The 22,076-nt window shown below is 43.4% G+C and carries 25 protein-coding genes; 13 read left to right on the top strand and 12 right to left on the bottom strand.

What is annotated here, in order from left to right:
* The first annotated feature begins 114 nt into the window (after positions 1-114).
* From lpxM to ACHFJ9_RS09020, 6 genes are read left to right on the top strand one after another with little or no spacing between them, the layout of a single operon-like run.
* Positions 115-1,104, top strand: a complete 990-nt coding sequence (gene lpxM / locus ACHFJ9_RS09045; protein ID WP_124007365.1) for a lauroyl-Kdo(2)-lipid IV(A) myristoyltransferase — start codon at positions 115-117, stop codon at positions 1,102-1,104.
* A complete protein-coding gene (gene waaF / locus ACHFJ9_RS09040; protein ID WP_258619764.1) occupies positions 1,101-2,159 on the top strand; it encodes a lipopolysaccharide heptosyltransferase II in 1,059 nt (352 codons plus the stop codon). Before lpxM ends, waaF begins: the two co-directional genes overlap by 4 nt.
* Complete coding sequence (waaA, locus tag ACHFJ9_RS09035; RefSeq protein ID WP_395356559.1) at positions 2,153-3,424, top strand: lipid IV(A) 3-deoxy-D-manno-octulosonic acid transferase; 1,272 nt, start codon at positions 2,153-2,155, stop codon at positions 3,422-3,424. Before waaF ends, waaA begins: the two co-directional genes overlap by 7 nt.
* Entirely contained in the window at positions 3,421-4,146 is a 726-nt protein-coding gene (locus ACHFJ9_RS09030) for a glycosyltransferase family 25 protein (RefSeq protein ID WP_053807581.1), read from the top strand. The genes waaA and ACHFJ9_RS09030 overlap by 4 nt, the downstream gene beginning before the upstream one ends.
* Entirely contained in the window at positions 4,143-5,024 is an 882-nt protein-coding gene (locus ACHFJ9_RS09025) for a glycosyltransferase (RefSeq protein WP_053807582.1), read from the top strand. Before ACHFJ9_RS09030 ends, ACHFJ9_RS09025 begins: the two co-directional genes overlap by 4 nt.
* Positions 5,025-5,051: 27 nt before the next feature.
* Complete coding sequence (locus ACHFJ9_RS09020) at positions 5,052-6,008, top strand: polysaccharide pyruvyl transferase family protein (RefSeq protein ID WP_053807583.1); 957 nt, start codon at positions 5,052-5,054, stop codon at positions 6,006-6,008.
* A 45-nt stretch (positions 6,009-6,053) separates the two neighbouring features.
* Here the strand turns inward: ACHFJ9_RS09020 and ACHFJ9_RS09015 are convergent, their stop codons facing one another.
* Both ACHFJ9_RS09015 and ACHFJ9_RS09010 read right to left on the bottom strand, forming a co-directional pair.
* Entirely contained in the window at positions 6,054-6,773 is a 720-nt protein-coding gene (locus tag ACHFJ9_RS09015; RefSeq protein WP_395356556.1) for a 3-deoxy-D-manno-octulosonic acid kinase, read from the bottom strand.
* An 11-nt stretch (positions 6,774-6,784) separates the two neighbouring features.
* Positions 6,785-7,192, bottom strand: coding sequence for a diacylglycerol kinase (locus ACHFJ9_RS09010; RefSeq protein ID WP_164666568.1), 408 nt, complete (start codon positions 7,190-7,192; stop codon positions 6,785-6,787).
* A 107-nt stretch (positions 7,193-7,299) separates the two neighbouring features.
* Here ACHFJ9_RS09010 and ACHFJ9_RS09005 point away from each other — a divergent pair, with 107 nt between their 5' ends.
* Genes ACHFJ9_RS09005 through ACHFJ9_RS08995 form a run of 3 tightly spaced genes read left to right on the top strand, consistent with a single transcriptional unit; the run spans position 7,300 to position 9,943 of the window.
* Positions 7,300-8,355 carry a glycosyltransferase family 9 protein gene (locus ACHFJ9_RS09005; protein WP_395356553.1) on the top strand — a complete coding sequence of 352 codons (1,056 nt, stop codon included), beginning with the start codon at positions 7,300-7,302 and terminating at the stop codon, positions 8,353-8,355.
* A gap of 35 nt (positions 8,356-8,390) precedes the next feature.
* Positions 8,391-9,158, top strand: a complete 768-nt coding sequence (locus ACHFJ9_RS09000; protein WP_005395793.1) for a glycosyltransferase family 2 protein — start codon at positions 8,391-8,393, stop codon at positions 9,156-9,158.
* Complete coding sequence (locus tag ACHFJ9_RS08995) at positions 9,155-9,943, top strand: glycosyltransferase family 2 protein (RefSeq protein WP_150916117.1); 789 nt, start codon at positions 9,155-9,157, stop codon at positions 9,941-9,943. The genes ACHFJ9_RS09000 and ACHFJ9_RS08995 overlap by 4 nt, the downstream gene beginning before the upstream one ends.
* Before the next feature lie 30 nt (positions 9,944-9,973).
* Here ACHFJ9_RS08995 and ACHFJ9_RS08990 read toward each other — a convergent pair whose 3' ends face one another.
* From ACHFJ9_RS08990 to ACHFJ9_RS08955, 8 genes are all read right to left on the bottom strand, one after another.
* The gene (locus ACHFJ9_RS08990; protein ID WP_225461841.1) at positions 9,974-10,909 is read right to left on the bottom strand and encodes a glycosyl transferase family 90; all 936 of its coding nucleotides are present in this window, start codon (positions 10,907-10,909) and stop codon (positions 9,974-9,976) included.
* Entirely contained in the window at positions 10,896-11,378 is a 483-nt protein-coding gene (gene coaD, locus ACHFJ9_RS08985; RefSeq protein WP_005395788.1) for a pantetheine-phosphate adenylyltransferase, read from the bottom strand. The genes ACHFJ9_RS08990 and coaD overlap by 14 nt, the downstream gene beginning before the upstream one ends.
* An 86-nt stretch (positions 11,379-11,464) precedes the next feature.
* Positions 11,465-12,274 carry a bifunctional DNA-formamidopyrimidine glycosylase/DNA-(apurinic or apyrimidinic site) lyase gene (mutM, locus tag ACHFJ9_RS08980; protein WP_074191916.1) on the bottom strand — a complete coding sequence of 270 codons (810 nt, stop codon included), beginning with the start codon at positions 12,272-12,274 and terminating at the stop codon, positions 11,465-11,467.
* Between the two features lie 102 nt (positions 12,275-12,376).
* Positions 12,377-12,853, bottom strand: a complete 477-nt coding sequence (locus ACHFJ9_RS08975) for a hypothetical protein (RefSeq protein ID WP_164666573.1) — start codon at positions 12,851-12,853, stop codon at positions 12,377-12,379.
* Between the two features lie 275 nt (positions 12,854-13,128).
* On the bottom strand, positions 13,129-13,299 hold the full coding sequence (gene rpmG / locus ACHFJ9_RS08970; RefSeq protein ID WP_004410866.1) for a 50S ribosomal protein L33: 171 nt from the start codon (positions 13,297-13,299) through the stop codon (positions 13,129-13,131).
* 13 nt (positions 13,300-13,312) lie between these two features.
* Complete coding sequence (gene rpmB / locus ACHFJ9_RS08965; protein WP_005384783.1) at positions 13,313-13,549, bottom strand: 50S ribosomal protein L28; 237 nt, start codon at positions 13,547-13,549, stop codon at positions 13,313-13,315.
* Positions 13,550-13,851: 302 nt separating this feature from the next.
* Entirely contained in the window at positions 13,852-14,526 is a 675-nt protein-coding gene (radC, locus tag ACHFJ9_RS08960) for a RadC family protein (RefSeq protein WP_005395784.1), read from the bottom strand.
* A gap of 114 nt (positions 14,527-14,640) precedes the next feature.
* Positions 14,641-16,314 (bottom strand): methyl-accepting chemotaxis protein, encoded by a 1,674-nt coding sequence (locus tag ACHFJ9_RS08955; protein ID WP_395356547.1) that lies wholly within the window; start codon positions 16,312-16,314, stop codon positions 14,641-14,643.
* A gap of 193 nt (positions 16,315-16,507) precedes the next feature.
* Between ACHFJ9_RS08955 and coaBC the strand changes: the two genes are divergently transcribed.
* The 3 genes from coaBC (at position 16,508) to ACHFJ9_RS08940 (ending at position 19,426) form a co-directional block, all read left to right on the top strand.
* On the top strand, positions 16,508-17,707 hold the full coding sequence (coaBC, locus tag ACHFJ9_RS08950) for a bifunctional phosphopantothenoylcysteine decarboxylase/phosphopantothenate--cysteine ligase CoaBC (protein ID WP_047009419.1): 1,200 nt from the start codon (positions 16,508-16,510) through the stop codon (positions 17,705-17,707).
* 171 nt (positions 17,708-17,878) lie between these two features.
* On the top strand, positions 17,879-18,469 hold the full coding sequence (slmA, locus tag ACHFJ9_RS08945) for a nucleoid occlusion factor SlmA (protein ID WP_005395778.1): 591 nt from the start codon (positions 17,879-17,881) through the stop codon (positions 18,467-18,469).
* A gap of 6 nt (positions 18,470-18,475) precedes the next feature.
* Positions 18,476-19,426, top strand: coding sequence for a Kdo(2)-lipid IV(A) acyltransferase (locus ACHFJ9_RS08940; RefSeq protein WP_033905948.1), 951 nt, complete (start codon positions 18,476-18,478; stop codon positions 19,424-19,426).
* Positions 19,427-19,511: 85 nt separating this feature from the next.
* Here the strand turns inward: ACHFJ9_RS08940 and pyrE are convergent, their stop codons facing one another.
* Together pyrE and rph are read right to left on the bottom strand one after the other, a co-directional pair.
* Positions 19,512-20,153: an orotate phosphoribosyltransferase gene (pyrE, locus tag ACHFJ9_RS08935; protein WP_006741831.1), complete on the bottom strand. Its 642-nt coding sequence runs from the start codon at positions 20,151-20,153 to the stop codon at positions 19,512-19,514.
* A 104-nt stretch (positions 20,154-20,257) separates the two neighbouring features.
* A complete protein-coding gene (rph, locus tag ACHFJ9_RS08930; protein ID WP_104971148.1) occupies positions 20,258-20,974 on the bottom strand; it encodes a ribonuclease PH in 717 nt (238 codons plus the stop codon).
* A gap of 184 nt (positions 20,975-21,158) precedes the next feature.
* Between rph and ACHFJ9_RS08925 the strand changes: the two genes are divergently transcribed.
* Entirely contained in the window at positions 21,159-22,025 is an 867-nt protein-coding gene (locus ACHFJ9_RS08925) for a YicC/YloC family endoribonuclease (protein WP_046874112.1), read from the top strand.
* Positions 22,026-22,076: the final 51 nt, after the last annotated feature.

Below are 22,076 nucleotides of genomic sequence, written 5' to 3'. Positions count from 1 at the left end.
AGAACCATAACCTGCCACCTTTACTCAAGTGTAATAGCCTGTATCATTCCTTAATATCTTTTTTCTCATTTAAACCACTTCGCCACAGTACACGAATAGGTAACTAGACACGCCATGACCATAAAACGTGATGACTTCGACCCTAAAGCATATAACCCTGAGTTTAAGCGCCACTTCCTGTCGCCTAAGTACTGGGGCACGTGGTTAGGTGTTATCTTATTTTTACCTTTATCATTAATGCCACTAAGTTTACAAAAGTGGTTGGCGAAAACCATTGCCAAAAAACTGTCTAAATCCCACAAAGGGCCAGCTCACCGAGCGAGGGTTAACTTTGAGCTGTGTTTTCCAGAAAAGTCGTTCCAAGAACGTGAAGCTTTGATAGAAAAAACACTCTACACAGCGGCCATGTTCTTTTTTCGCTTCGGGTTACTAAGTTTACGCTCACCAAAGTGGCTTCAGAACCGTTGCCAAATTCGCGGCCTAGACATTTTACGACAGCACATTGATAACAACGAAAATGTGATTTTAATGGTTCCCCACTCTTGGGCAATTGATGTGCCTGCTATCTTGCTCGCTTCAATGGGAATGCCAGTTTCTGCAATGGCGAAGAAACAAAAGAATGATGTTGCTGACTGGCTGATGCACAAGCAAAGAGTTCAATACGGTGGTCGTGTTTATGAACGCTCAGGTGGCATTAAGCCTTTTCTGAAATCCATTCGAGATGGCTATGTGGGGTATTATCTACCCGATCAAGATCACGGCCCAGAGCATAGTGTGTTCGTAGATTTCTTTGCTACACGTAAAGCAACGCTACCTGGTTTAGGCAAAATTGCGAAACTATCACGCTCAAAAGTACTGCCTCTATTTGCGTCGATGAACACTGAAGATGGTACGTTTGATATTGAGATTTTACCGGCGTTTGAGCTGGATAAAGGCGAAGAGCAAGACGCTCGTACCTGTAATGAAGCAATTGAATATTTTGTCGGTGATAAACCCGAACAATATATGTGGGTACTGCAGTTGCTGCACTCTCAAGAAGACGGCAATAACTATTACAATATCTTTAAGCCTAGATATGATACTGATTGGCAAGTAAATAAATGAAAAAGATTTTAATTATTGGCCCTGCGTGGGTCGGCGATATGGTAATGTCGCAATCGTTATATATCGTATTAAAGCAACGTCATCCAGATAGCCAAATTGACGTTATCGCTCCAGGATGGTGTAAACCGATTCTTGAGCGTATGCCAGAAATCCACCAAGCGATTGAAATGCCTATCGGTCATGGTGAATTTAACTTATTAGGCCGCAGGGAAATTGGTAAATCATTACGTGAAAAGCAATATGACCACGCCTATATCTTGCCTAAATCAGCGAAATCAGCACTGATCCCATGGTTTGCCAACATTCCTCTTCGTACTGGCTGGAAGGGAGAAATGCGCTATGGTTTATTGAATGACTTACGCCCCAACATGAAGTCTTTTCAATACATGGTAGAACGCTATGTAGCATTAGCTTATCCAAAAGCAGAGATGGTGGACTCCAACTCCCTTGGCGGGCTTGAAACCTTGCCCCGCCCACGCCTTGCAATCAACGCGGCTGAGCAACTAGCCACGCTCAAAAAGTTCAACTTAACGCAAGACCAACCAATCATTGGACTGTGCCCAGGAGCAGAGTTTGGTCCTGCCAAAAAATGGCCCGAAACACACTACGCTGAAGTCGCGACGCAAATGGCTCGATCTGGGCATCAAATCTGGTTGTTTGGTTCTCAAAAAGACTTAGAGACTTGTAACAATATCCGCGCACTTGTCCCGATGCAATTCCATGAGAACATTCATGTTCTAGCAGGACAAACCAGCTTAATTGAAGCGGTCGATCTACTTGCTGCATGCAAGACTGTTGTCGCGAATGACTCAGGCTTAATGCATGTGGCTGCTGCGGTTGGTTGTAATGTTGTTGCCGTGTATGGCTCAACTTCACCGAAGTACACCCCCCCACTCGCTGAAAAAGTGGAGATTGTTCATACCGATATTGATTGTCGCCCTTGTTTCCAGCGTGAATGTCAATACAAACACCTTAAGTGCTTGACAGAACTTTCGCCTAAGCAAGTGCTAGATAGCATCCAAAAACTTGACGCCATTACGATAAGCTCATGTTAGTTCGTATTGTTTATACCTTACTACTCGCTCTAGCGTCACCGCTGCTTTTATTTGGTTTGTACAAGAGCAAACCAAATAAGCCTAAGTTCGGCTCTCGCTGGAGAGAGCACTTTGGCATAACTCCCAAGCTAAAAAGCAACGACAAACCTATTTGGATACATGCCGTATCTGTTGGTGAAAGCATAGCAGCGACACCTTTAATCAAAGCCCTTAAGGAACAAAACCCCGAACAATCTATTCTAGTTACTACAACAACAAGTACCGGAGCTGAACAGATTGCTAAGTTGGGTGATTTAGTTGAACACCGCTATATGCCAATTGACTTTGGGTTCGCTATCAAAGGTTTTCTTAAAGCAGTGCAACCAAAACAGATGTTGATCATTGAGACTGAGCTGTGGCCAAACACGCTTCACAATGTTCACAAAGCGGGTATCCCTATAACTGTCGTGAATGCGCGCCTATCTGAAAAATCGTGTAAGAACTACGCCAAAATACAGCAGCTTTTTAACCAACTTCATCCATGCCTAACTCAAGTACTCTGCCAAACAGCTTCAGATGCCGAGCGCTTTGAACGCTTAGGCGTCGAGAAAAAGAAACTATCCGTTACCGGTTCTATTAAGTTCGATATTCAAATATCAGAGCAAGTGAAACAGCAAGGACAGCAGCTTCGAGCCCAGTTTGGAGACGATCGTCCGATTTGGATTGCCGCTAGCACCCACAAAGGCGAGGACGAACAGGTATTAGATGCACATAGACAAGTTTTAAAATCTCATCCAAATGCTTTACTCGTTTTGGTTCCTCGCCATCCAGAACGATTTGATGATGTATTCACGCTTTGCCAACAGCAAGGCTTTAACACTGTGCGTCGTACTTCAACGCATGCAGTAGAAACGAATACTCAAGTATATCTCGGCGATACAATGGGTGAGATGCTAACGTTGATGGGCGCAGCGGACATCTGCTTTATGGGTGGAAGCCTAATTGGAGATAAGGTTGGTGGGCACAATGTGCTAGAGCCCGCAGCACTGGGAGTCCCTGTAATCACGGGACCAAGCTATTACAACTTCCAAGATCTGGTTGCGAAAATGCTTCATAAGAAAGTTATCAAACTGATTGAGTCACCTAACGAGATGAGTCTAAAGGTTGAAGCTATGTTTCAAGATGCGTTAGCAAAAAGTGTAGTTCAAGAAAACCTCCTTAACTTTGTCAAAGATAATGTTGGTGCGCTAACTAAGACAATTAGATGTATTGAGAGTATAAAATGAAAGTTTTTGTTATTAACTTGAAACGCTCAGTTGATAGAAGAGTTCGCATGGAAAATGCACTCAACAAAGCCAACATACCATTCGAATTTATAGAAGCGATAGATTCCTCTGCGCCAGACTTTCTATACTCTGAACGTAGCAATGATGACCTTACTCGAAAACGATTTGGCTATAGGCTAGTTGAGAACGAAATTGCTTGCTTCTCTAGTCACCACCTAGCCTGGGAAAAGTGCTTGGAGGTAAACGAACCAATACTGGTTCTAGAAGATAACTGCGACTTATTACCTGAGTTTTTTGACGTGTTTTCACATTTCGACACATTAGCGGAACAATACGACTTTCTAAAACTTGCGGCAACCAAGCCTAAATCATTTAAAGTTATATCTTCAGTTAATAACAAACTTAATATTGTACGCTTCAACAAACGCACATGCGGTATTATGGGATATATTCTAACTCCACATGCAGCTTCCAAATTCATAAAAAACGCAACTCAGTTTATAGAACCTGTAGATGACTACATGGAAAAACCGTATAAACATGGTGTATCCACGCATGTTTTAAGGCCAGATATTGTCAAAAGAGCCGATATTCCATCAACAATTGGCAGTTCTCGAAAAGATAAATCTGGTATCACCGCATGGAATAAGCTCTATATAGAAATATTTAGGTTATACGAGCAACTTTCTGATTTTCTATATAACCTTGAGAATAAAAAATGAGTAATAACAATCCATTAGTCAGTATTATAGTTCCTATATATAATGTAGAAGAGTATTTACCTGAATGTCTAGATTCCGTCGTACAACAAACATATAGAAATATAGAAATAATTGCTATTATTGATGGTTCTCAAGATAATAGCATAAACATTGCTAAGCAATATCGAGATGAGGATCCTCGAATAAAAGTCATAGAGCAAACTAACCAAGGGCTATCAGCAGCGAGGAATACAGGGATAAAAAACTCTCGTGGAGATTTTTTGTTTTTTCTAGACTCAGACGACTGGTTAGAAAAAGATGCAATTGAAAAATTATTGTTGCATTCTACTGGATACGATATTGTTTCAGGAAGAGTAACTAAGTTTTATCAAGAAGATAAAAGATATGAAGACTATAGAAAGAGAAGAATTACAGGAAAATTAGATTTAGACAAAAAATTTTTCTCCCTAGAGTTCGTAGTTTGGAATAAATTGTATCGAAAAGAAGTGCTTGACAACATATGGTTCGTACCCGGATTAATTCATGAAGATGAAGAGTTTTATTGGCAGGTATTTACTAAAAAATTAAGAATCTACTCTATCTGTGACAATATCATATTTTATAGAATTAGAAAAAATTCTATCATGAATAGTAAAGTTAATGATGTTAATTACCAAAATAATTTTGTGAAAATCATTGACTCTGCATATTCTACTATGAAAGGCAGTAACAAACTCAAGTATAGTTTTTACAAAACAGCCATTAAATATTTAAGAAAGCTAAAAAATGAATCAATACCATATGAAAAATATGAAAAACATATAAAGTCAATGTACAACATTAGTGATTCATTTTTATTCAGAATAAAAATGAAAATATACAAAGTATTTAGTGGTTAATTATCGTTTCATATAGCCGGAGGAGCTATGAGTAGAAGTAGAAGAGAAAACAAGTGGCTTGAGATTATGGATAGCGCAAAATCTCAGCATAACCTTATTGCATCTCTGATAAACGGAAAGTCTATTGCTTATATAGACATACCGATACATTTTAATGTTGGGGATCTTCTTATATACCTTGGAACGGAAGAATTTTTTAAAGAACATGATATTAACGTTATATATCGTAGTGGTTGTGAAAACTTAGATTTTAAGAAGATTAAAGAAGCTGATGTCATAGTTTTACACGGTGGCGGTAACTTTGGAGATCTTTATAAAGTTCACCAAAATCTAAGAGAAAATATCATATCTAAATTCCCTACCAAAAGAATTATATGTCTTCCACAAACAATTTTTTTTGAAGATATATCAAATGAGGAGGCTAGCGCCAAACTTTTTTCTAAACATAAAGATTTCCACTTTATTACTCGCGATGAAAGAAGTTACGAAATCTCGAAAAAATTCACGAATAACTATCATTTGCTTCCTGATATGGCTCATAGTCTTCATCCTATGATCGAAAAAGAAGAACTTTGTGATGAACTTCCTCAACAACGACGAATTTTAAATCTGATTAGAAAAGATATTGAGTCACAAAATAATGACTTGAGACTACAAAAAAAAGGTTTTGACTGGGATGACCTTATTTCAATTTCAGATATTAATATCAAGAAAAAGTATTCATCGCTAGAAAAGTGGAAATTTAAACAAAAGAAAGCTAATGACCTTTGGTATAGACTATCAAAAGAGATAGTATTTCGTTCAGAGAATTACTTTCATATGCATAATGAAGTTCATACTGATAGACTACACGGACTGATTTTTTCATGCTTATTAGGAAAGAATATACATCTCTTTGATAATTCCTATGGTAAAAACACCTCTTATTACAATAAGTGGCTTTTTGGCCTCCCTAATATAACCGTTTGTTCTAATAGTAAATAGAATTAAGGAGTATAGTTAATTACTTGATCAACTATACTCCTACATTTAATTTTTATCAGAATATATATCATAGTATTCTTTCAAAAATTTAAAATCCTTCTCGTTCCAATTAATACTCTTACGAGAAAGCTCTTTATTAAATGAACGCAGAAGTCTATTTAGATTTTGGTGCTTCCAGTCACCAGAAGTTTCAAAACGACACTTATCAAAATCGATAATCCATACCTTATCTTTGTCGTCGATCAAGATATTATGGATATTCAAGTCGGTATGGTTAACGCCAACCTGATGCATCTTGGCAATTTCTTGCCCTATTTTCTGATACATTTCTGCCGATAAAGACTGTTCTTGCAAGATACTAACCAGATCTCTGGCGTTCGGGATTCGCTCACTTAATAAATCAGCTTGATAGAAGAGTCCTGACTTTACGGCTCTTGCTGCAATTGGGCGAGGAACGTGCACCCCAGCCTCGATTAGCGCCAACAAAAGCTGAAATTCTTGCGCACAACGGGTGTTATCCCAGCCAGAGAACCAATAATGATCGTTAACTAACTTCCCAAACAAACCACCACGACGGTAATGACGCAGTGCTGCTTGCATGTTCTCTAGTTGGATAAACCAAGTCGTGCCTCTACCCGTCGCACTGCCAACCACCTTGTCTAAGGACTGCCAGTATTCCGCATCAAATATCGGTTGGCTAGGGTCTGTAATGATCTCGTCATCAAACCAGATTATTTGGTTGTTGTTTTGATACTGTTGAGTCACGCGCTTACCCTCTAGCCTAAATATCGGCTGGCTAATATATACAACCAAGTAAATCCGGCGAACGCCAATGCAACCATAACGGCAGCAGAGCCTATGTCTTTAGCTCGACCACTGAGTTCATGCCGCTCAATACCGATACGATCAACCACAGCCTCAATAGCTGAATTCACAAGCTCTACAATCAAGACTAACACCACGACCCCGATCATTAAGATACGCTCAATCATGCCGACATCCACTAGCCAAGCCAAAATCACAGCGATACTCAACAGAGCCAACTCTTGTCGAATGGCAGCTTCATGCTTAAAAGCCGCTTTTAATCCTTGGATCGAATAACCCGTCGCTTTAACGATGCGCTTTAGCCCGGTATTACCCGGTTTGCCAGATTCTTGCGATTGATGCGGTGTTGTCTTTGACATTGCAGAACACTTATCAGTACTTAGCTATATTCGAGCCGTGTATTTTACATTTATTGGGGATGTCTGCATAATTTACCTGCCTCTATTCATCGAATCAGACAATAATTATGTTCACTTCTGCCCCATCGTCACTATGCGTCTTGCGTTTGTCCGCTATTGGAGACGTTTGCAATACTATCGCCACCATTCAAGCTATTCAGAAACACTGGCCTTCGACCCAGATTACTTGGATAACGGGTAAACTTGAAGCCCAGTTATTAGCCGCCATCGATGGTGTAGAAGTGATTGTTTTTGATAAAAAAGCGGGACTTGATGGCTACAAATCGCTTTGGCGACAGCTGAAAGGCAGAGAGTTTGATGCGCTATTGCATATGCAGTACGCGATTCGAGCGAGTGTCGCGACGTTGGGCATTAAAGCAAAATACAAACTTGGTTTCTCTTCTGATAGAAGCCAAGATTTTCAGACGCTATTTACCAATGTCAAAGTGCCTTCCCCGCAATCTCTGCATGTCGCAGATGGCTTAATGGCCTTTGCCCATCAAATTGGGGTACCAAAGGCAGAACTGAACTGGGTACTTTCTTATTCAGACCACGACCAAGCTTGGGCAGAGTCTCATATTTCTCGTAGTAAACCTAACCTGCTGATTGTGCCTGGTGCGAGCAAAGCTTATAAAAACTGGAACGCGGAAGGTTATGTGGATGTGATTCATCATGCCAGAGCAAAAGGCTGGAACGTGATTCTGGCAGGCAGCCCTGCTCAGGTAGAATTGGACCTGGCAGAGGCCATTCAATCTCGCTTGGAAGAACCGTGTCTAAATTTAGTTGGACAAAGTTCAATTCTGCAAATGCTTGCGTTAATAGATAAGGTTGAAATGGTCATCGCCCCCGATACCGGACCAGCACACATGGCAAATGCCATGAAAACGCCAATCATCGGGCTCTATGCACACCATAATCCGCTTCGAGTGGGACCTTACCGCTACCTAAAATACGTTGTCTCGGTTTATGAAGAAACGATCTTTGCGGAAACAGGCAAAAACAGTCACGAGTTAAGCTGGCGAACTCGCGCTAAAGATGAAACGGCAATGAACCGCATTACTAACACTCAAGTAATGAGCATGTTCGATCAAGTCTTAGAAGATTTGTATCCTCAATACCAGTAAACTTACTGTCTTGATTTGTTAAGAAGGAAATGACCTTGTCCAAACCAACCTTAGCCGTTGCCTTAATTGTAAAAAATGAAGAGAAGCACTTACAAGCTTGTCTAGACACAGTAAAAGATTGGGTCGATGAGATTGTCCTTCTAGACTCGGGCAGCACCGATCGCACCGAAGAAATCGCCCGACAATACACAGATAAGTTTTACACCAACCTAGATTGGCCAGGTTTCGGTAAACAACGCCAACTTGCGCAGCAATACGTTACGGCAGACTACGTTTTATGGCTTGATGCGGACGAACAAGTCACTCCAGAGCTAAAAGAAAGTATCTTACACGCGGTATCAGCCAATAAGCCGAACGTTTTATACAAACTTAATCGACTAAGCTCAGCGTTTGGTAAGTTCATCTACCATTCTGGTTGGTCTCCAGACTGGATTGTGCGCTTATATCGCACCGAATATACGCAATATAATGATTCGCTCGTTCATGAAAAAGTTGATGAGAAAAACTATCAAACTGAAAAACTGGATGGTCGACTGCATCACTACACTTACGAGCACCTTCATCATTACATCAATAAAACCACTGGCTACCTCAAGGCCTGGACGGATGAACGTGAAGGTAAAAAGAAAGCGGGTTTAACGACCGCTATCGTTCACGCTCTTGCTAGCTTTTTGAAGATGTATGTGCTCAAACGAGGCTTCCTTGATGGCAAACATGGTTTCATTCTAGCTTGGCTAAGCATGCACTCTACTTTTGTAAAATATATCGATCTCTACTTACGTGAACAGGCAAAAAAATCATGAAAACGACTTTAATTATCACCACTTACAACTGGAAAGAAGCATTAAAAGCGGTGTTAGAAAGCGTGAAACGTCAAACCGTTTTGCCTGATGAAGTCATTGTTGCAGATGACGGTTCTCGAGACGATACCAAAGCAATGATCGACCAACTTCGTGACGGCTTTCCCGTGCCACTTATCCATAGCTGGCACGAAGATAATGGCTTTCAACTTTCGATGAGCCGCAACCGTGCTATCGCAAAAGCATCAGGTGACTACCTCATCATGATTGATGGCGACATGGTATTGTCTCAAACGTTTATTGAATCACATAAGCAAGTCGCAAAGCCAAATTGGTTTGTACAGGGTGGACGTGTGTTAACGGATGAAAACTGCAGCAAGGCCATCATGGAAAACGGCTTAGTACCTTCTATCTTCAGCAAAGGCATTCGCAATCGTAAGAACTGCATCACCAACGCTTTGCTATCGAAATGGTTCTCTTACGAGCGCAATAACGATAAAGCCACTCGCGGTTGCAACATGGCGTTTTGGCGACAAGATGTCATCGAGGTGAATGGCTTCAACCAAGATTTTGTTGGATGGGGACGCGAAGACAGCGAGTTTGTTCATCGCATGTTGAATGCGGGTAAGTCACGTCTTTACCTAAAATTCGCAGGTGTAGGCTACCACTTGTACCACGTAGAAAACTCTCGTGCGTCACTCGGACAAAATGACGAGATTTTAGAGAACACCATTAAAAACAAGCTTAAACGCTGTGAGAATGGTGTTGAACAATTTCTAGAAGCTTAAGATTATAAAAAGGGGCGAAACGCCCCTTTTTTATTGTTGCTGAGATAAAGCGAAGTACTTATCGGCAACCATCAATGAGATCAAACGCTCTTTACGTTTATCTTTGAACTGCTCAACCCACTGGTGCGCATTTTCAATGATCGCTAATGCTTCTTGCTCATTCGCTAGATAATAGTCCATCTTTTCGGGCAAATCCGAATAGTCATCCTTCACTTCAACATAGTGGACACCAGCCTCTAACTTACCTTCCATAAACCAAGTCTCATATTTTGGCTTTGACATAATAACCAAGGAGTTAGACGACATAGCCCACTTAAGGTTGGTGGCCACATCATTGCCTTCTATACACAACAAGAACTTGTATTGAAGTTGCTCCTCAATGCTCATAAAACCTTTTTCCCAAGGCTGCCCTTCTACCGGGCGGGTCTGGCCAATGTTGCATTGCGGATGGTTGTAGAACGCATGAATCACCTTTTGACGATGAGGCTGAAAACCCACACCACGCCAAGCGACCATGTCCTTTTTATCTTGATAGCGAACAGGATCATCAACAAATTTAAAGTGACGAACTTGGTTGAGTTTCAATACCACTGAATTTTGGTTGCTACCAAAAATAGGGCGGCTTTTTATAAAGCTCGGTACATTGGGAATGTGTGTAACATCACCGTTGATGTAGTTAAACGCAAAACTGGAAGGGAAATAGCGTACAACTTGGCGAAGATCGAAAAAATACGTCCAACCTTTCGTTTTTTTGAATGTATCGACAGTCGCGTAACTTTGTTCTCGACTATCGACTGAAAACGGCGTTTCACACTTGTTGTAATAGTTCATCCGCTCAAGGCAGAGTTGCTTCTCGGCTTCAGTTAAATTCGAAAGTAAACGCTTTGCTTGTGCTCGATATACAAAACGAGGGATAAGTATCGAGAGAGCGTTTGAGAAATAATAAGGGAATTTACTGTCTTTCATTCAGTTTTTCCCCAATCGCGATGGCTACTGGCTTGGGAACGAACTGATCGATACTTCCGCCATGAATGGCCACTTCTCTCACGATAGTCGACGATAGAAACGCAAACTCTTCTTCAGGTGTCAAAAATACACTTTCGATACCTGGTAATAGCTTTCGGTACATGTTGGTCAGTCCAAACTCGTATTCAAAGTCTACCGTTGTTCGCAAACCACGAATAAGAACCTTAGCTTGCTCATCTCTTGCGAAATCCACTAATAACCCAGAGAACCCCTTTACCGTCACACCAGGTAAATGCGCTACAACGTCCTGCATCAGTGCAACGCGCTCTTCCAATGAAAACATGGTGTTCTTCGATGGGCTTGCGGCTACGCCAATCACAACCTCATCAAACATTTCGTGAGTGCGTTCTATTAGATTGAGATGACCATTAGTCACTGGATCAAAAGTGCCCGGATAAATGACTTTCATATAATTTACTAAGTTATTCGAAACTGATTGAATTATTGAGGCTCTAGCGCAAGATTACAACAACTTAAGCTCGATATTAGCTCGTCTTACTTCTGACACTCACCACAAAAGAAGGTATTACGCTGCCCTATTTTTAGCTCTTGAAGTCGTTCGCCGCATTCTGGGCATGGCTCTCCGGCTTTTCCGTAAACTAATAACTCTTGTGCAAAGTAACCCGGCTTTCCATCAGCTTGCGCAAAGTCTTTCAGCGTAGTCCCACCTTGCGTAATGGCAATCTCAAGTGTCATTTTGATATTTTCAACAAGTAATCCCCACTCTTGAGAAGTCAGTTTACCTGCGGGCCTTGAAGGGTGAATTCGAGATTTAAACAACGATTCATTCGCGTAGATGTTCCCGACACCAACCACGACTTTGTTGTCCATGATGAACTGCTTGACGGCAACACGCTTATTTTTAGCTTTCTCCGCTACATATTCCGCGTTGAACTCTTCAGTTAAAGGCTCAGGCCCCATGTTTGCTAGTACAGCATGTGACTCGCCAGGAGCACACCACAACCATGCCCCAAAACGACGCGGATCGTTATAACGTAGTATTTTTCCACTACTTAGTTTGAGATCCACATGATCGTGCTTTGCTGGCGGAAAGTCGGCATCTAGGACACGTAAAGACCCAGACATGCCTAAGTGAACAATGGCTGTACCTGTGTTTGTCTCGATCAGTAAGTATTTCGCACGACGGCTAATCGTACGGATCACCTGCCCTTCCAATTTTTTAAGCTCTATAGGAATATCCCAGCGCAATTTAGGCGTTCGAAAAGTAAACGACTGGATCGTTTGTCCAACCATGTGGGGGCTAATTCCCATACGACTGACTTCAACTTCTGGCAACTCAGGCATTAGATTCTCCAATTCACCGGCTAATAGTTCTCGCTGCTAGCATAATCGAAAAGAAAAACGATAAATAGGGAAGCTTATTAGGGGTATAGACGCAAAAAGGCTTTACTCTGGCATAAGGTAGTTTTCATCGACGGAGATAGCGACCCATTTGTCTTGCCAGGTTTTAAATAGCCAAAAATCAGGTAAACGAAAGAAAGTTACCCGCTGCGGCTCTTCGAGATCCTGATACCAAACTTCTACCGTTTCAGGTATCGTCAGGTTAGGTTTTAAATGATCGAACTGTTCCGAGGTAAGCTCGGTCCCTTCCAATGATTGCCAGCGTGATACAAGTTCACTGATCGGTGCATCGACTTTGACGTTAGATTGCCATCGTCCATCATGCAGTTCGAACTCCCAGCCACTATAGTACAAAGACTCAACCGTATAGTCGGAGCGAAGTACATTTGGGTAAGGGTCTGCTTGGTCTGTTAATAGGTAAGTTTTGATCCACATCGGCGCATTTAAGATCACTATAAACGCGATAATGCCCAGAATAAGAATATTGTTCCATCGGCGGCGACGAGCCGGACTCACACGCATAACCATCTCTACTCTCTTATAGTTATGAGTAAACTACCAAAGAGTATTGAGCTTGACTAGAACAATGGTGTGCAAGTATGTAGAGAAGCGGTGACCAAGCGGTATAGGGCGATAAATTAAAAATTCTAGTATAGAGTCGGACCAGTAAAATGACTTCAGCAGTGCTTTATAATCCGATGACGTACTGAACACTTTTCTTCAGCACTTTTCTTTAGGTAATAAAAAACCCAACTCGAAAGTTGGGTTTTTCAATTCATCAAAGAGACTGAAACCAATTATTTGATTTTTGCTTCTTTGTACATAACGTGCTGGCGAACTACTGGATCAAACTTTTTGATCTCAAATTTGCCTGGCATGTTACGCTTGTTCTTATCAGTTGTGTAGAAGTGGCCTGTACCTGCAGAAGATACTAGACGGATTTTCTCACGAACGCCTTTCTTTGCCATTGCTTATTTCCTCTTAAACGTTTTCGCCACGTGCACGCATGTCTGCAAGAACAGTATCAATACCTTTCTTGTCGATGATGCGCATACCTTTAGCAGATAGACGTAGTTTAACAAAACGTTTTTCGCTCTCTACCCAGAAACGATGAGTTTGTAGGTTCGGCAGAAAACGACGCTTAGTAGCATTTCGTGCGTGTGAACGGTTGTTACCCGTTACTGGACGCTTACCAGTTACTTGGCATACTCGTGACATGAATGTCTTCTCCAAAATCGTTTCAGCTCGATATCAACCTTGGTGGCCGAACCTCTCTATCTCTCGAAAAGAAGTTAGAGGTTAAGAACCGCTATGGAAAATCCATACAAGGCTATCAAAGGTCGCGCATTATACTAACTTGATATGCATTGCTCAAGACCCGAACAGATCCTTTTTACAGGTTTTCGTGATCTTTTTTTAGACAGCAGATTTTTTTAGCAGTCCAAGCTGAATTCAGTTAAAAATTTAGTGGCGTGGATGATAGCAGATTTTTAGCAACTAACAACCTAAAAAACGCACAGTTATATCCAGCCTCTTTCAGCAAAAGAGACACTTTCCCCATCTCCGATGACGAAATGGTCCAAAATACGAATATCCACCAATGCTAATGCGTCGGTGAGACGCCTTGTAATCCTTCTGTCAGCTTGGCTCGGCTCAGCAACGCCTGAAGGATGATTGTGCGCCAAAATCAAAGCCGCCGCATTATGATGCAGAGCTCGCTTGACGACTTCTCTCGGATAAACCGACGCGGCATCCAACGTTCCTTCAAATAAAATTTCATCTTTTATCACTCGGTGCTGGTTATCAAGAAAAAGAATATAAAAAGCCTCTCTTTGCCGATCCCTTAAAATAGAAGACAGATATAACTTAGTTTGGTCGGGACTGGTTAAGGCATCACCACGCTTTAGCGTCTCCGCCAAGTAGCGTTGCGTCATTTCTAGTACCGCTTGCAACTGAACATACTTGGCTTGCCCCAATCCTTTGTGACGACAAAACTCTTGCTCTGATGCTGAAAATAGTTGTCTGAGCGAACCAAAGTCTTGAATAAGGAAGTCTGCAAGCTCAATCACGTTCATTCCGCGGGTGCCTGTGCGCAAGAAGATGGCCAGTAGCTCAGCATCGGTCAATGCTTGCGGTCCTCGTTGCAACAACTTCTCTCTGGGCATGGACTCAGTTGGCATAGCTTTCAGTATCATCTGATGTCTCTTTATATGGAAAGTGCCCCTATTCCACAAAACAAAAAGCGAAAGTCGAGTATGACTTTCGCTTTCTTCGTACCATCAGTGCTTTCAATGCAACTTAACAGTTCATCAGAGTTTAAAATTGCCAACCAAGCCGTGAATTTCTGTTCCAGATTGTGATAGCTGCGTGCTGATTGACTCGGCATGCTGCAACGTCTTATTAATGTTGTTCACGATCTGTTGAATAGCCACTAAGTTTTGGTTGATGTCTTCTGCAACCGCACTTTGCTCTTCGGCAGCAGACGCGGTTTGAATACCCATATCTCGAATTGTTCCGATAGAATGATGAACACTAGAAAGAGATTGCTGAATGAGCGCCGATTCTTCCGCCGTTTTTACACCTCGTTTTTGGCTCACCGACATCGTACTGACCGCTCTTGATACACCATTTTGTAGCTGCTTAAGCATGTCACCAATTTCATGAGTACTATTTTGCGTACGACTGGCTAGCGAGCGAACTTCATCCGCAACGACGGCAAATCCTCGGCCTTGCTCACCGGCTCTAGCCGCTTCAATCGCCGCATTTAGGGCCAACAAATTCGTTTGCTCGGCTATCTCGCCAATCACATCCAGCACTTTGGTTATTTTTTCGGTTTGTAAACTCAACTCAGAAATTGCATCTGACGTACTGTCTATCTCCCTCACTAGCTCGGTAATGCCTTCAATTGCTTGTTCCACTTCACGCTGAGCTTCGGTAACTTGACTGTTGGCATCCTCAATCGCCTGCGCGGTCGCATTGGTATTGCTGGCTACTTCTTTGGCTGTCATGCTCATTTGCGTCACTGCCGTCACGACTTTGTCCGTCTCTAAACAGTGGTCCTGCATTTGACCGCTCGCTTGGCTGGTCTGAGTGTTCAAATCTTGAGAAACGGTTTGTACTGTCGTCGCAGAGCGGTGGATATCCTGCATCAGTGGGTGCAGCTTATCCATAAACTCATTAAACGCGGCCGCCACTTCACCGACTTCATCCTGACTTTCGACTTTTAAACGAGCCGTTAAGTCACCGCCGCCTGCGGCTACATCTTTCAATGACGCCGCGACATGTTGTAATGGCTGAATGCCTTTCGACACCACGATACTGGTGAGAACACTGGTAATGATCAACCCAACAACGGAAATCAACACAGCAGATAACGTATGCTCTTTTAGCTCTTGAGCCTTTAACTCTCTGTGCATCGCAACTTGCTGGTCGATGTCATCAATATAAACACCAGTGCCTAAAACCCAGTCCCATTTCGATAAATATTCTGCATAGCCTAGCTTAGGCGCTTGTGCGTCAATGGTCGGTTTGTGCCACGAGAAATAGAGGAACCCATCCCCTTTTTGAGAAGCATCAATCAAGCCCGCAATAACTGCGACCCCATTTTCATCTTTTAAGTCGTAAAGGTTTTTACCCTCTAAAGAAGGTTTGATGGCATGTAACGTATTCACACCTTGAGAGTCGTAGGCAAAAAAGTAACCATCGCTTTCAAAGCGCATGGCTTTCAGAATTTCTTTTGCTGCCTCTTTATTACTTCCATTTACATCCGTGTCGTATAACGGTTTTATCGCCGTCACACCCATCATCATGTAGGCTTGTAACTCTTTCTTTTTCGTTTCGATGAGCTCTTGCCTGTCTCTTGCCAGCTCCGCTTCCAAACTTTTACTGCTGTTGATGTAATACACCACTGAGATCAACGTGGTGATCAACAACAACGGAATTAGGGTTATCAGCAGCAATTTGTTTCGACTTTTCAACACCATGGTTTCCAGTACCTCTTTTTCTTTTCAGACTTGCAAACTCCGCGCAACTTGTCTGTGAGGTAGGCGAGAATTTTCCCTTCCTCGGTCAGATTAATACTCTGGAGTTTGATGTGAATTATCTTCTCGTTATATATGCTCGGGCGGTCAGACTTTGAATTGTGTTAAAATCCGGTCATCAAATTGGAGATCTCACATGCAAACACTAGCAGGAAAGAAAATTCTACTCGGCATCAGTGGCGGTATTGCTGCGTATAAATGTGCGGAGCTAACCCGTCGCCTCATAGAGAGAGGAGCGCAAGTTCAAGTTGTAATGACGAAAGCAGCAAAAGAGTTCATTACCCCTTTAACCATGCAAGCCGTTTCGGGCCGTCCTGTCTCGGACAGTTTATTAGACCCAGCAGCGGAAGCCTCTATGGGCCATATTGAATTGGCCAAGTGGGCAGATTTAGTGCTATTAGCTCCAGCGACCGCGGACTTAATCGCGCGCATGTCTGCAGGTATGGGGAACGATTTGCTTACCACGCTTGTGCTCGCGACGGATTCCCCTGTTGCTGTATCTCCTGCGATGAATCAACAGATGTATCGCAATCTCGCAACCCAAGAGAACATCGCTACGTTAGCGCGTCGCGGTATGCACATCTGGGGTCCTGCGGCAGGAGAGCAAGCCTGTGGTGATGTGGGACCAGGTCGAATGCTGGAACCAATGCAGCTAGTACATCTATGTGAACAGTTCTTTCAGCCAAAATTGCTAGAAGGTAAGTCGATACTCATTACCGCCGGGCCAACTCGCGAAGCGATTGATCCAGTGCGTTACATTACGAACCATAGCTCCGGGAAAATGGGCTATGCGTTGGCGAGCGCCGCAGCGCAGATGGGAGCAAAAGTCACCCTCGTGAGCGGTCCTGTCAGTTTAAATACGCCCGTAGGTGTTGAGCGCATTAATGTTTCCAGTGCACAAGAGATGCACGAAGCCGTTATGACACACGCAAACAAGCATGATGCGTTTATTAGCTGCGCTGCTGTTGCCGACTACCGCCCACAAACGATCGCGTCTCAAAAGTTGAAAAAGACGGAAGACAATGACGAAATGGTCATTAATATGGTCAAAAATCCTGATATTGTTGCTTCTGTAGCAGCAATGACGGAGAAGCGTCCGTTTACCGTCGGTTTTGCGGCTGAAACCAATGATGTAGAGACCTATGCTCGAGGCAAGTTAACAAAGAAAAACCTCGATATGATCTGTGCGAATGACGTTTCGGTTGCAGGGCAAGGATTTAACAGCAACGACAACGCGATTACCCTGTACTGGCCTGAGGGTGAACTTGCGCTCGCTTTAGAATCAAAAGAAGCATTGAGCTTTAAAATTCTCGAAAAAATGCATCACTTGATGTAACTAACGTTTGAAAACCCTGCCAACTTTTCACAAAAGCTGGCATAAATTTGGTACAAACATGACAACTAAGGGTGTTAAATCTCCCATTCCACCCTTAGTGGTCTAGTTTGAGGCGAAATAGCGTCTTATAATCCCCTCCGCTCAACTTTGTATTTTGAAAGGAAGTAACTAATGGCCGGCAGTAAAAAATCCAACCGTCGTGAAGAGATCTTACAAGCATTGGCAGAAATGCTTGAATCAACAGAAGGCGCTTCACGCATTACTACGGCAAAACTGGCCAAGCAAGTCGGCGTTTCAGAAGCCGCGCTGTATCGTCATTTCCCAAGTAAAGCGCGCATGTTCGAAGGGTTGATTGAGTTCATTGAAGAAGCCTTGATGACACGTATCAACCGTATTCTAGACGACGAAAAAGATACACTAGAGCGTATTCGTATGGTGATGCACCTTATTTTGGCGTTCTCTGAACGTAACCCAGGTCTGACACGCATTTTGTCGGGCCATGCTCTAATGTTTGAAAATGAACGCCTACGTGAACGCATCAATCAACTCTTTGAGCGCATAGAAACACAATTGCGCCAGATCCTGCGTGAACGTAAGATTCGTGAAGGGAAGTCTTTCCCTGTCGAAGAGCGCATCCTAGCCGCGCAAATTCTGGGACAAGTTGAGGGTAGCCTAAACCGCTTTGTGCGTAGCGACTTTAAATACCAGCCGACTGCAAACTTTGACGAGTACTGGGCGCTTTTGAGTGCACAAATAAAGTAAAAGACTATGAGTAAAGACAAATACACGCAGCCCGAGTTTTCTCTTTCACTTCTTCACCCTCGTAACTGGGGCGTATGGCTTGGGTTTGGTCTGTTGGCCATCCTCGTCAATATTCTTCCTTATCGGCTGCTGCTTTCATTAGGTCGTTCACTCGGCAAACTTGGCATGCGCTACGGTAAAAAGCGTGTCCACGTTGCTCAACGTAACTTAGAATTGGCCTTTCCAGACAAAACACCTGAAGAGATTCAACATATTGTTGAAGAGAACTTCAAAAATACCGGTATGGCACTCATAGAAACCGGGATCACTTGGTTCTGGCCGACTTGGCGCTTTAAAAACCTGATCGTCGAGAAAGATCTCGGCGCACTGCGTGAAAAAGCCAAAGAAGGTAAAGGCGTCCTACTTTGTTGTGTCCATGCTCTTAATCTAGAGATCACTGCGCGTGCTTTCGCCGTGTTAGGCGTGGCCGGGTACGGCGCGTTTCGTCCACATAATAATCCTGCTTATAACTTTATCCAGTATTGGGGACGGACACATAACGGCAATAAATTGATTGATCGTAAAGATGTGAAAAAGATGATTCGTGTATTACGCAGTGGTGAGCGTCTGTTCTATCTGCCGGATCACGATTACGGTCGCAAAAAATCAGTATTTGTGCCCTTCTTTGCCGTAGACGATGCGTGTACGACAACAGGCACGAGCATTCTGGCGTATACATCAAAATGTGCGATCATCCCAGGCTCAGGGTTTCGCAATGACGAAGGAAAATACGACATCATCGCCGATAAGTGCATTGAAGCCGACTATCCACAAAAAGACGAAGTCGCCGCTGCCGCTTATATGAACAAGTATGTGGAAGAGGTCATTCTGCGCGCTCCAGAGCAATGGATGTGGCTCCATAAACGCTACAAAACCATGCAAGATGAGCATGTCGAGAAAGGCATTCGCTATAAGTAAGTGGTCAAGGCGATAAATCCAACAACAAAAAAAGGGCAGATGGATATCCATCTGCCCTTTTTACTTTTTCAGAAAAAGTAACAAATTAAATGCCGTATTCCGAGCGATAGGCTTTAACTGCTTCCAAGTGTTCAGCAGCGTCACCTTTCTCTTCTAAGTAAGTCACAAGATCACCCAAACTTACAATTGAAATCACGGCACAACCAAAGTCACGCTCAACTTCTTGAATCGCAGAAAGCTCGCCCTTGCCCTTCTCTTGGCGGTCGATAGCAACCAACACACCCGCAAGGTCAGCGCCATTTGCTTTAATAATTTCCATCGATTCACGGATTGCCGTACCCGCCGTAATCACGTCGTCCACCAGCATGATGCGACCTTCTAACGCAGAACCAACAAGGTTGCCACCTTCGCCGTGATCTTTCGCTTCTTTACGGTTGAAGCAGTAAGGCGTGTCGATATCGTGGTGATCCGCCAGCGCGACTGCCGTTGTCGTTGCAATAGGAATACCTTTGTACGCAGGGCCAAACAGTACATCGAATTCAATGCCAGAATCAGCGAGCGCGGCTGCGTAAAAACGGCCTAGACGTGCGAGATCACGACCAGTATTGAAAAGACCAGCGTTAAAGAAGTACGGGCTTTTACGGCCAGATTTCAAAGTAAACTCACCAAACTTAAGAACTTCTTTCTCAAGTGCAAACTCAATAAACTCACGCTGGTATGCTTTCATTATTTTCTCTCTATGTCCTTGGTTTCTTGTGTCTCTTCTCGACAATCATTCATTTCTCTATTGTCGAGATAAAAAAATAGCCCCCATAATGGGAGCTATCTAAATCAATTGGCTAACGCCGCCTTCTGCGCTGCGACAATTTCCGTAATGCCGATTTTCGCCGACTCGAGCAATGCCATCAGCTGTTCGTGACTGAACGGTTCACCTTCTGCGGTGCCCTGAATTTCAATCATCTTACCTTCTTCGGTCATTACAACGTTCATGTCTGTGTCTGCCGCTGAATCTTCAACGTACTCAAGATCACACAATACTTCATCGCCTAGCAAACCAACTGAAACTGCTGCTACGTGGCCTTTCATTGGATTCGCTTTTAGCTTACCGCTATCCACTAGGTGTTGGAACGCATCGGCCATTGCAACACTTGCGCCGCTGATCGATGCAGTACGCGTACCACCGTCAGCTTGGATAACGTCACAGTCAACGGTGATCATGAACTCACCCATGGCTTTTAGATCGACAACGGCACGTAGGCTTCGCGCGATAAGACGCTGAATTTCCATCGTACGGCCACCTTGTTTGCCGCTTGCCGCTTCACGACGAGTACGAGAATGTGTTGCTCGAGGTAGCATGCCGTATTCAGCTGTAACCCAGCCTTTACCTTGACCTTTTAGCCAACGTGGCACAGATTCTTCGACGGTCGCATTACACAACACTTTGGTGTTACCGAACTCAACTAGCACTGACCCTTCAGCGTAAGCTGTGTAGTTACGAGTAATTTTGATAGGGCGAACTTGATCCGCCTTGCGATCGTTTGGACGCATGGGCATCTACCTTAAATATGAGGAGAAGACGATTTGGTTGGGCGAAGATTATAACGGAATCGATTCCGGATTCATAGGTTACGCCGCTGGCACAACATAAACAATCCATACATCCCGCGCACCTATCGACGCAGCGTGATACACTCTTGAAGTAATTTTCAAAAAATGAAGACAGGAAAATTCGATGATTTACAGTATGACAGCGTATGCACGCAAAGAAGTAAAAGGCGACTGGGGTTCTGCGGTATGGGAAATCCGCAGCGTGAACCAGCGTTATTTAGAAACATACTTCCGCATGCCAGAACAATTTCGTGGATTAGAGCCCGTTTTACGCGAGCGTTTTCGTAAGCGCTTAGCGCGAGGCAAAGTGGAATGTAATCTGCGTTTTGAAGCAAACCCTGCTGCAAAAGGTGAGCTTAGCATCAACGAAGCGCTTGCTAGCCAGGTAATTAAGGCCGCTGAACAAGTCATGCACATGACTGGTGAACTGAGCCGAATCAATCCATTTCAAGTCATGCAATGGCCGGGGGTAATGGAAACGCCAGAGCAAGACATGGATGCGGTAAATAAAGTGCTACTAGAAGCGTTTGATGGCGCAATGGATGAGTTTATTGAAGCGCGTGCTCGTGAAGGCGAGAACATGAAAGCGCTGATTGAACAGCGTTTGAACGCCATTTCTGCAGAAGTCGTAAAAGTGCGTGCGCGCATGCCAGAAATTTTAGAATGGCAACGTGAGCGACTATTCTCGAAGTTCGAAGACGCTAAAGTGGAACTGGATCCGTCTCGTATCGAGCAAGAGTTGATTTTGCTAGCGCAAAAATCGGATGTTGCTGAAGAGCTCGATCGCTTGGACTCTCACGTAAAAGAAACCACAAACATTCTGAAAAAAGGTGGCGCAGTGGGTCGTCGTCTGGACTTCATGATGCAAGAGTTCAACCGTGAATCGAACACGCTAGCGTCGAAATCCATCAGCACCGACATCACCGCATCGGGCGTTGAACTGAAAGTTCTGATCGAACAGATGCGTGAGCAGATCCAAAATATTGAATGATCTAAAAGTCATCGAGTATTGAAACAAAAAAGCCCCGCTAGTACGGGGCTT

The sequence above is a fragment of the Vibrio sp. D3 genome, assembly GCF_043995865.1.
GTDB lineage: Bacteria > Pseudomonadota > Gammaproteobacteria > Enterobacterales > Vibrionaceae > Vibrio > Vibrio diabolicus.
Note: the sequence above shows the minus strand (reverse complement) of the source record. Positions and strands in the feature narration are given on the sequence as shown.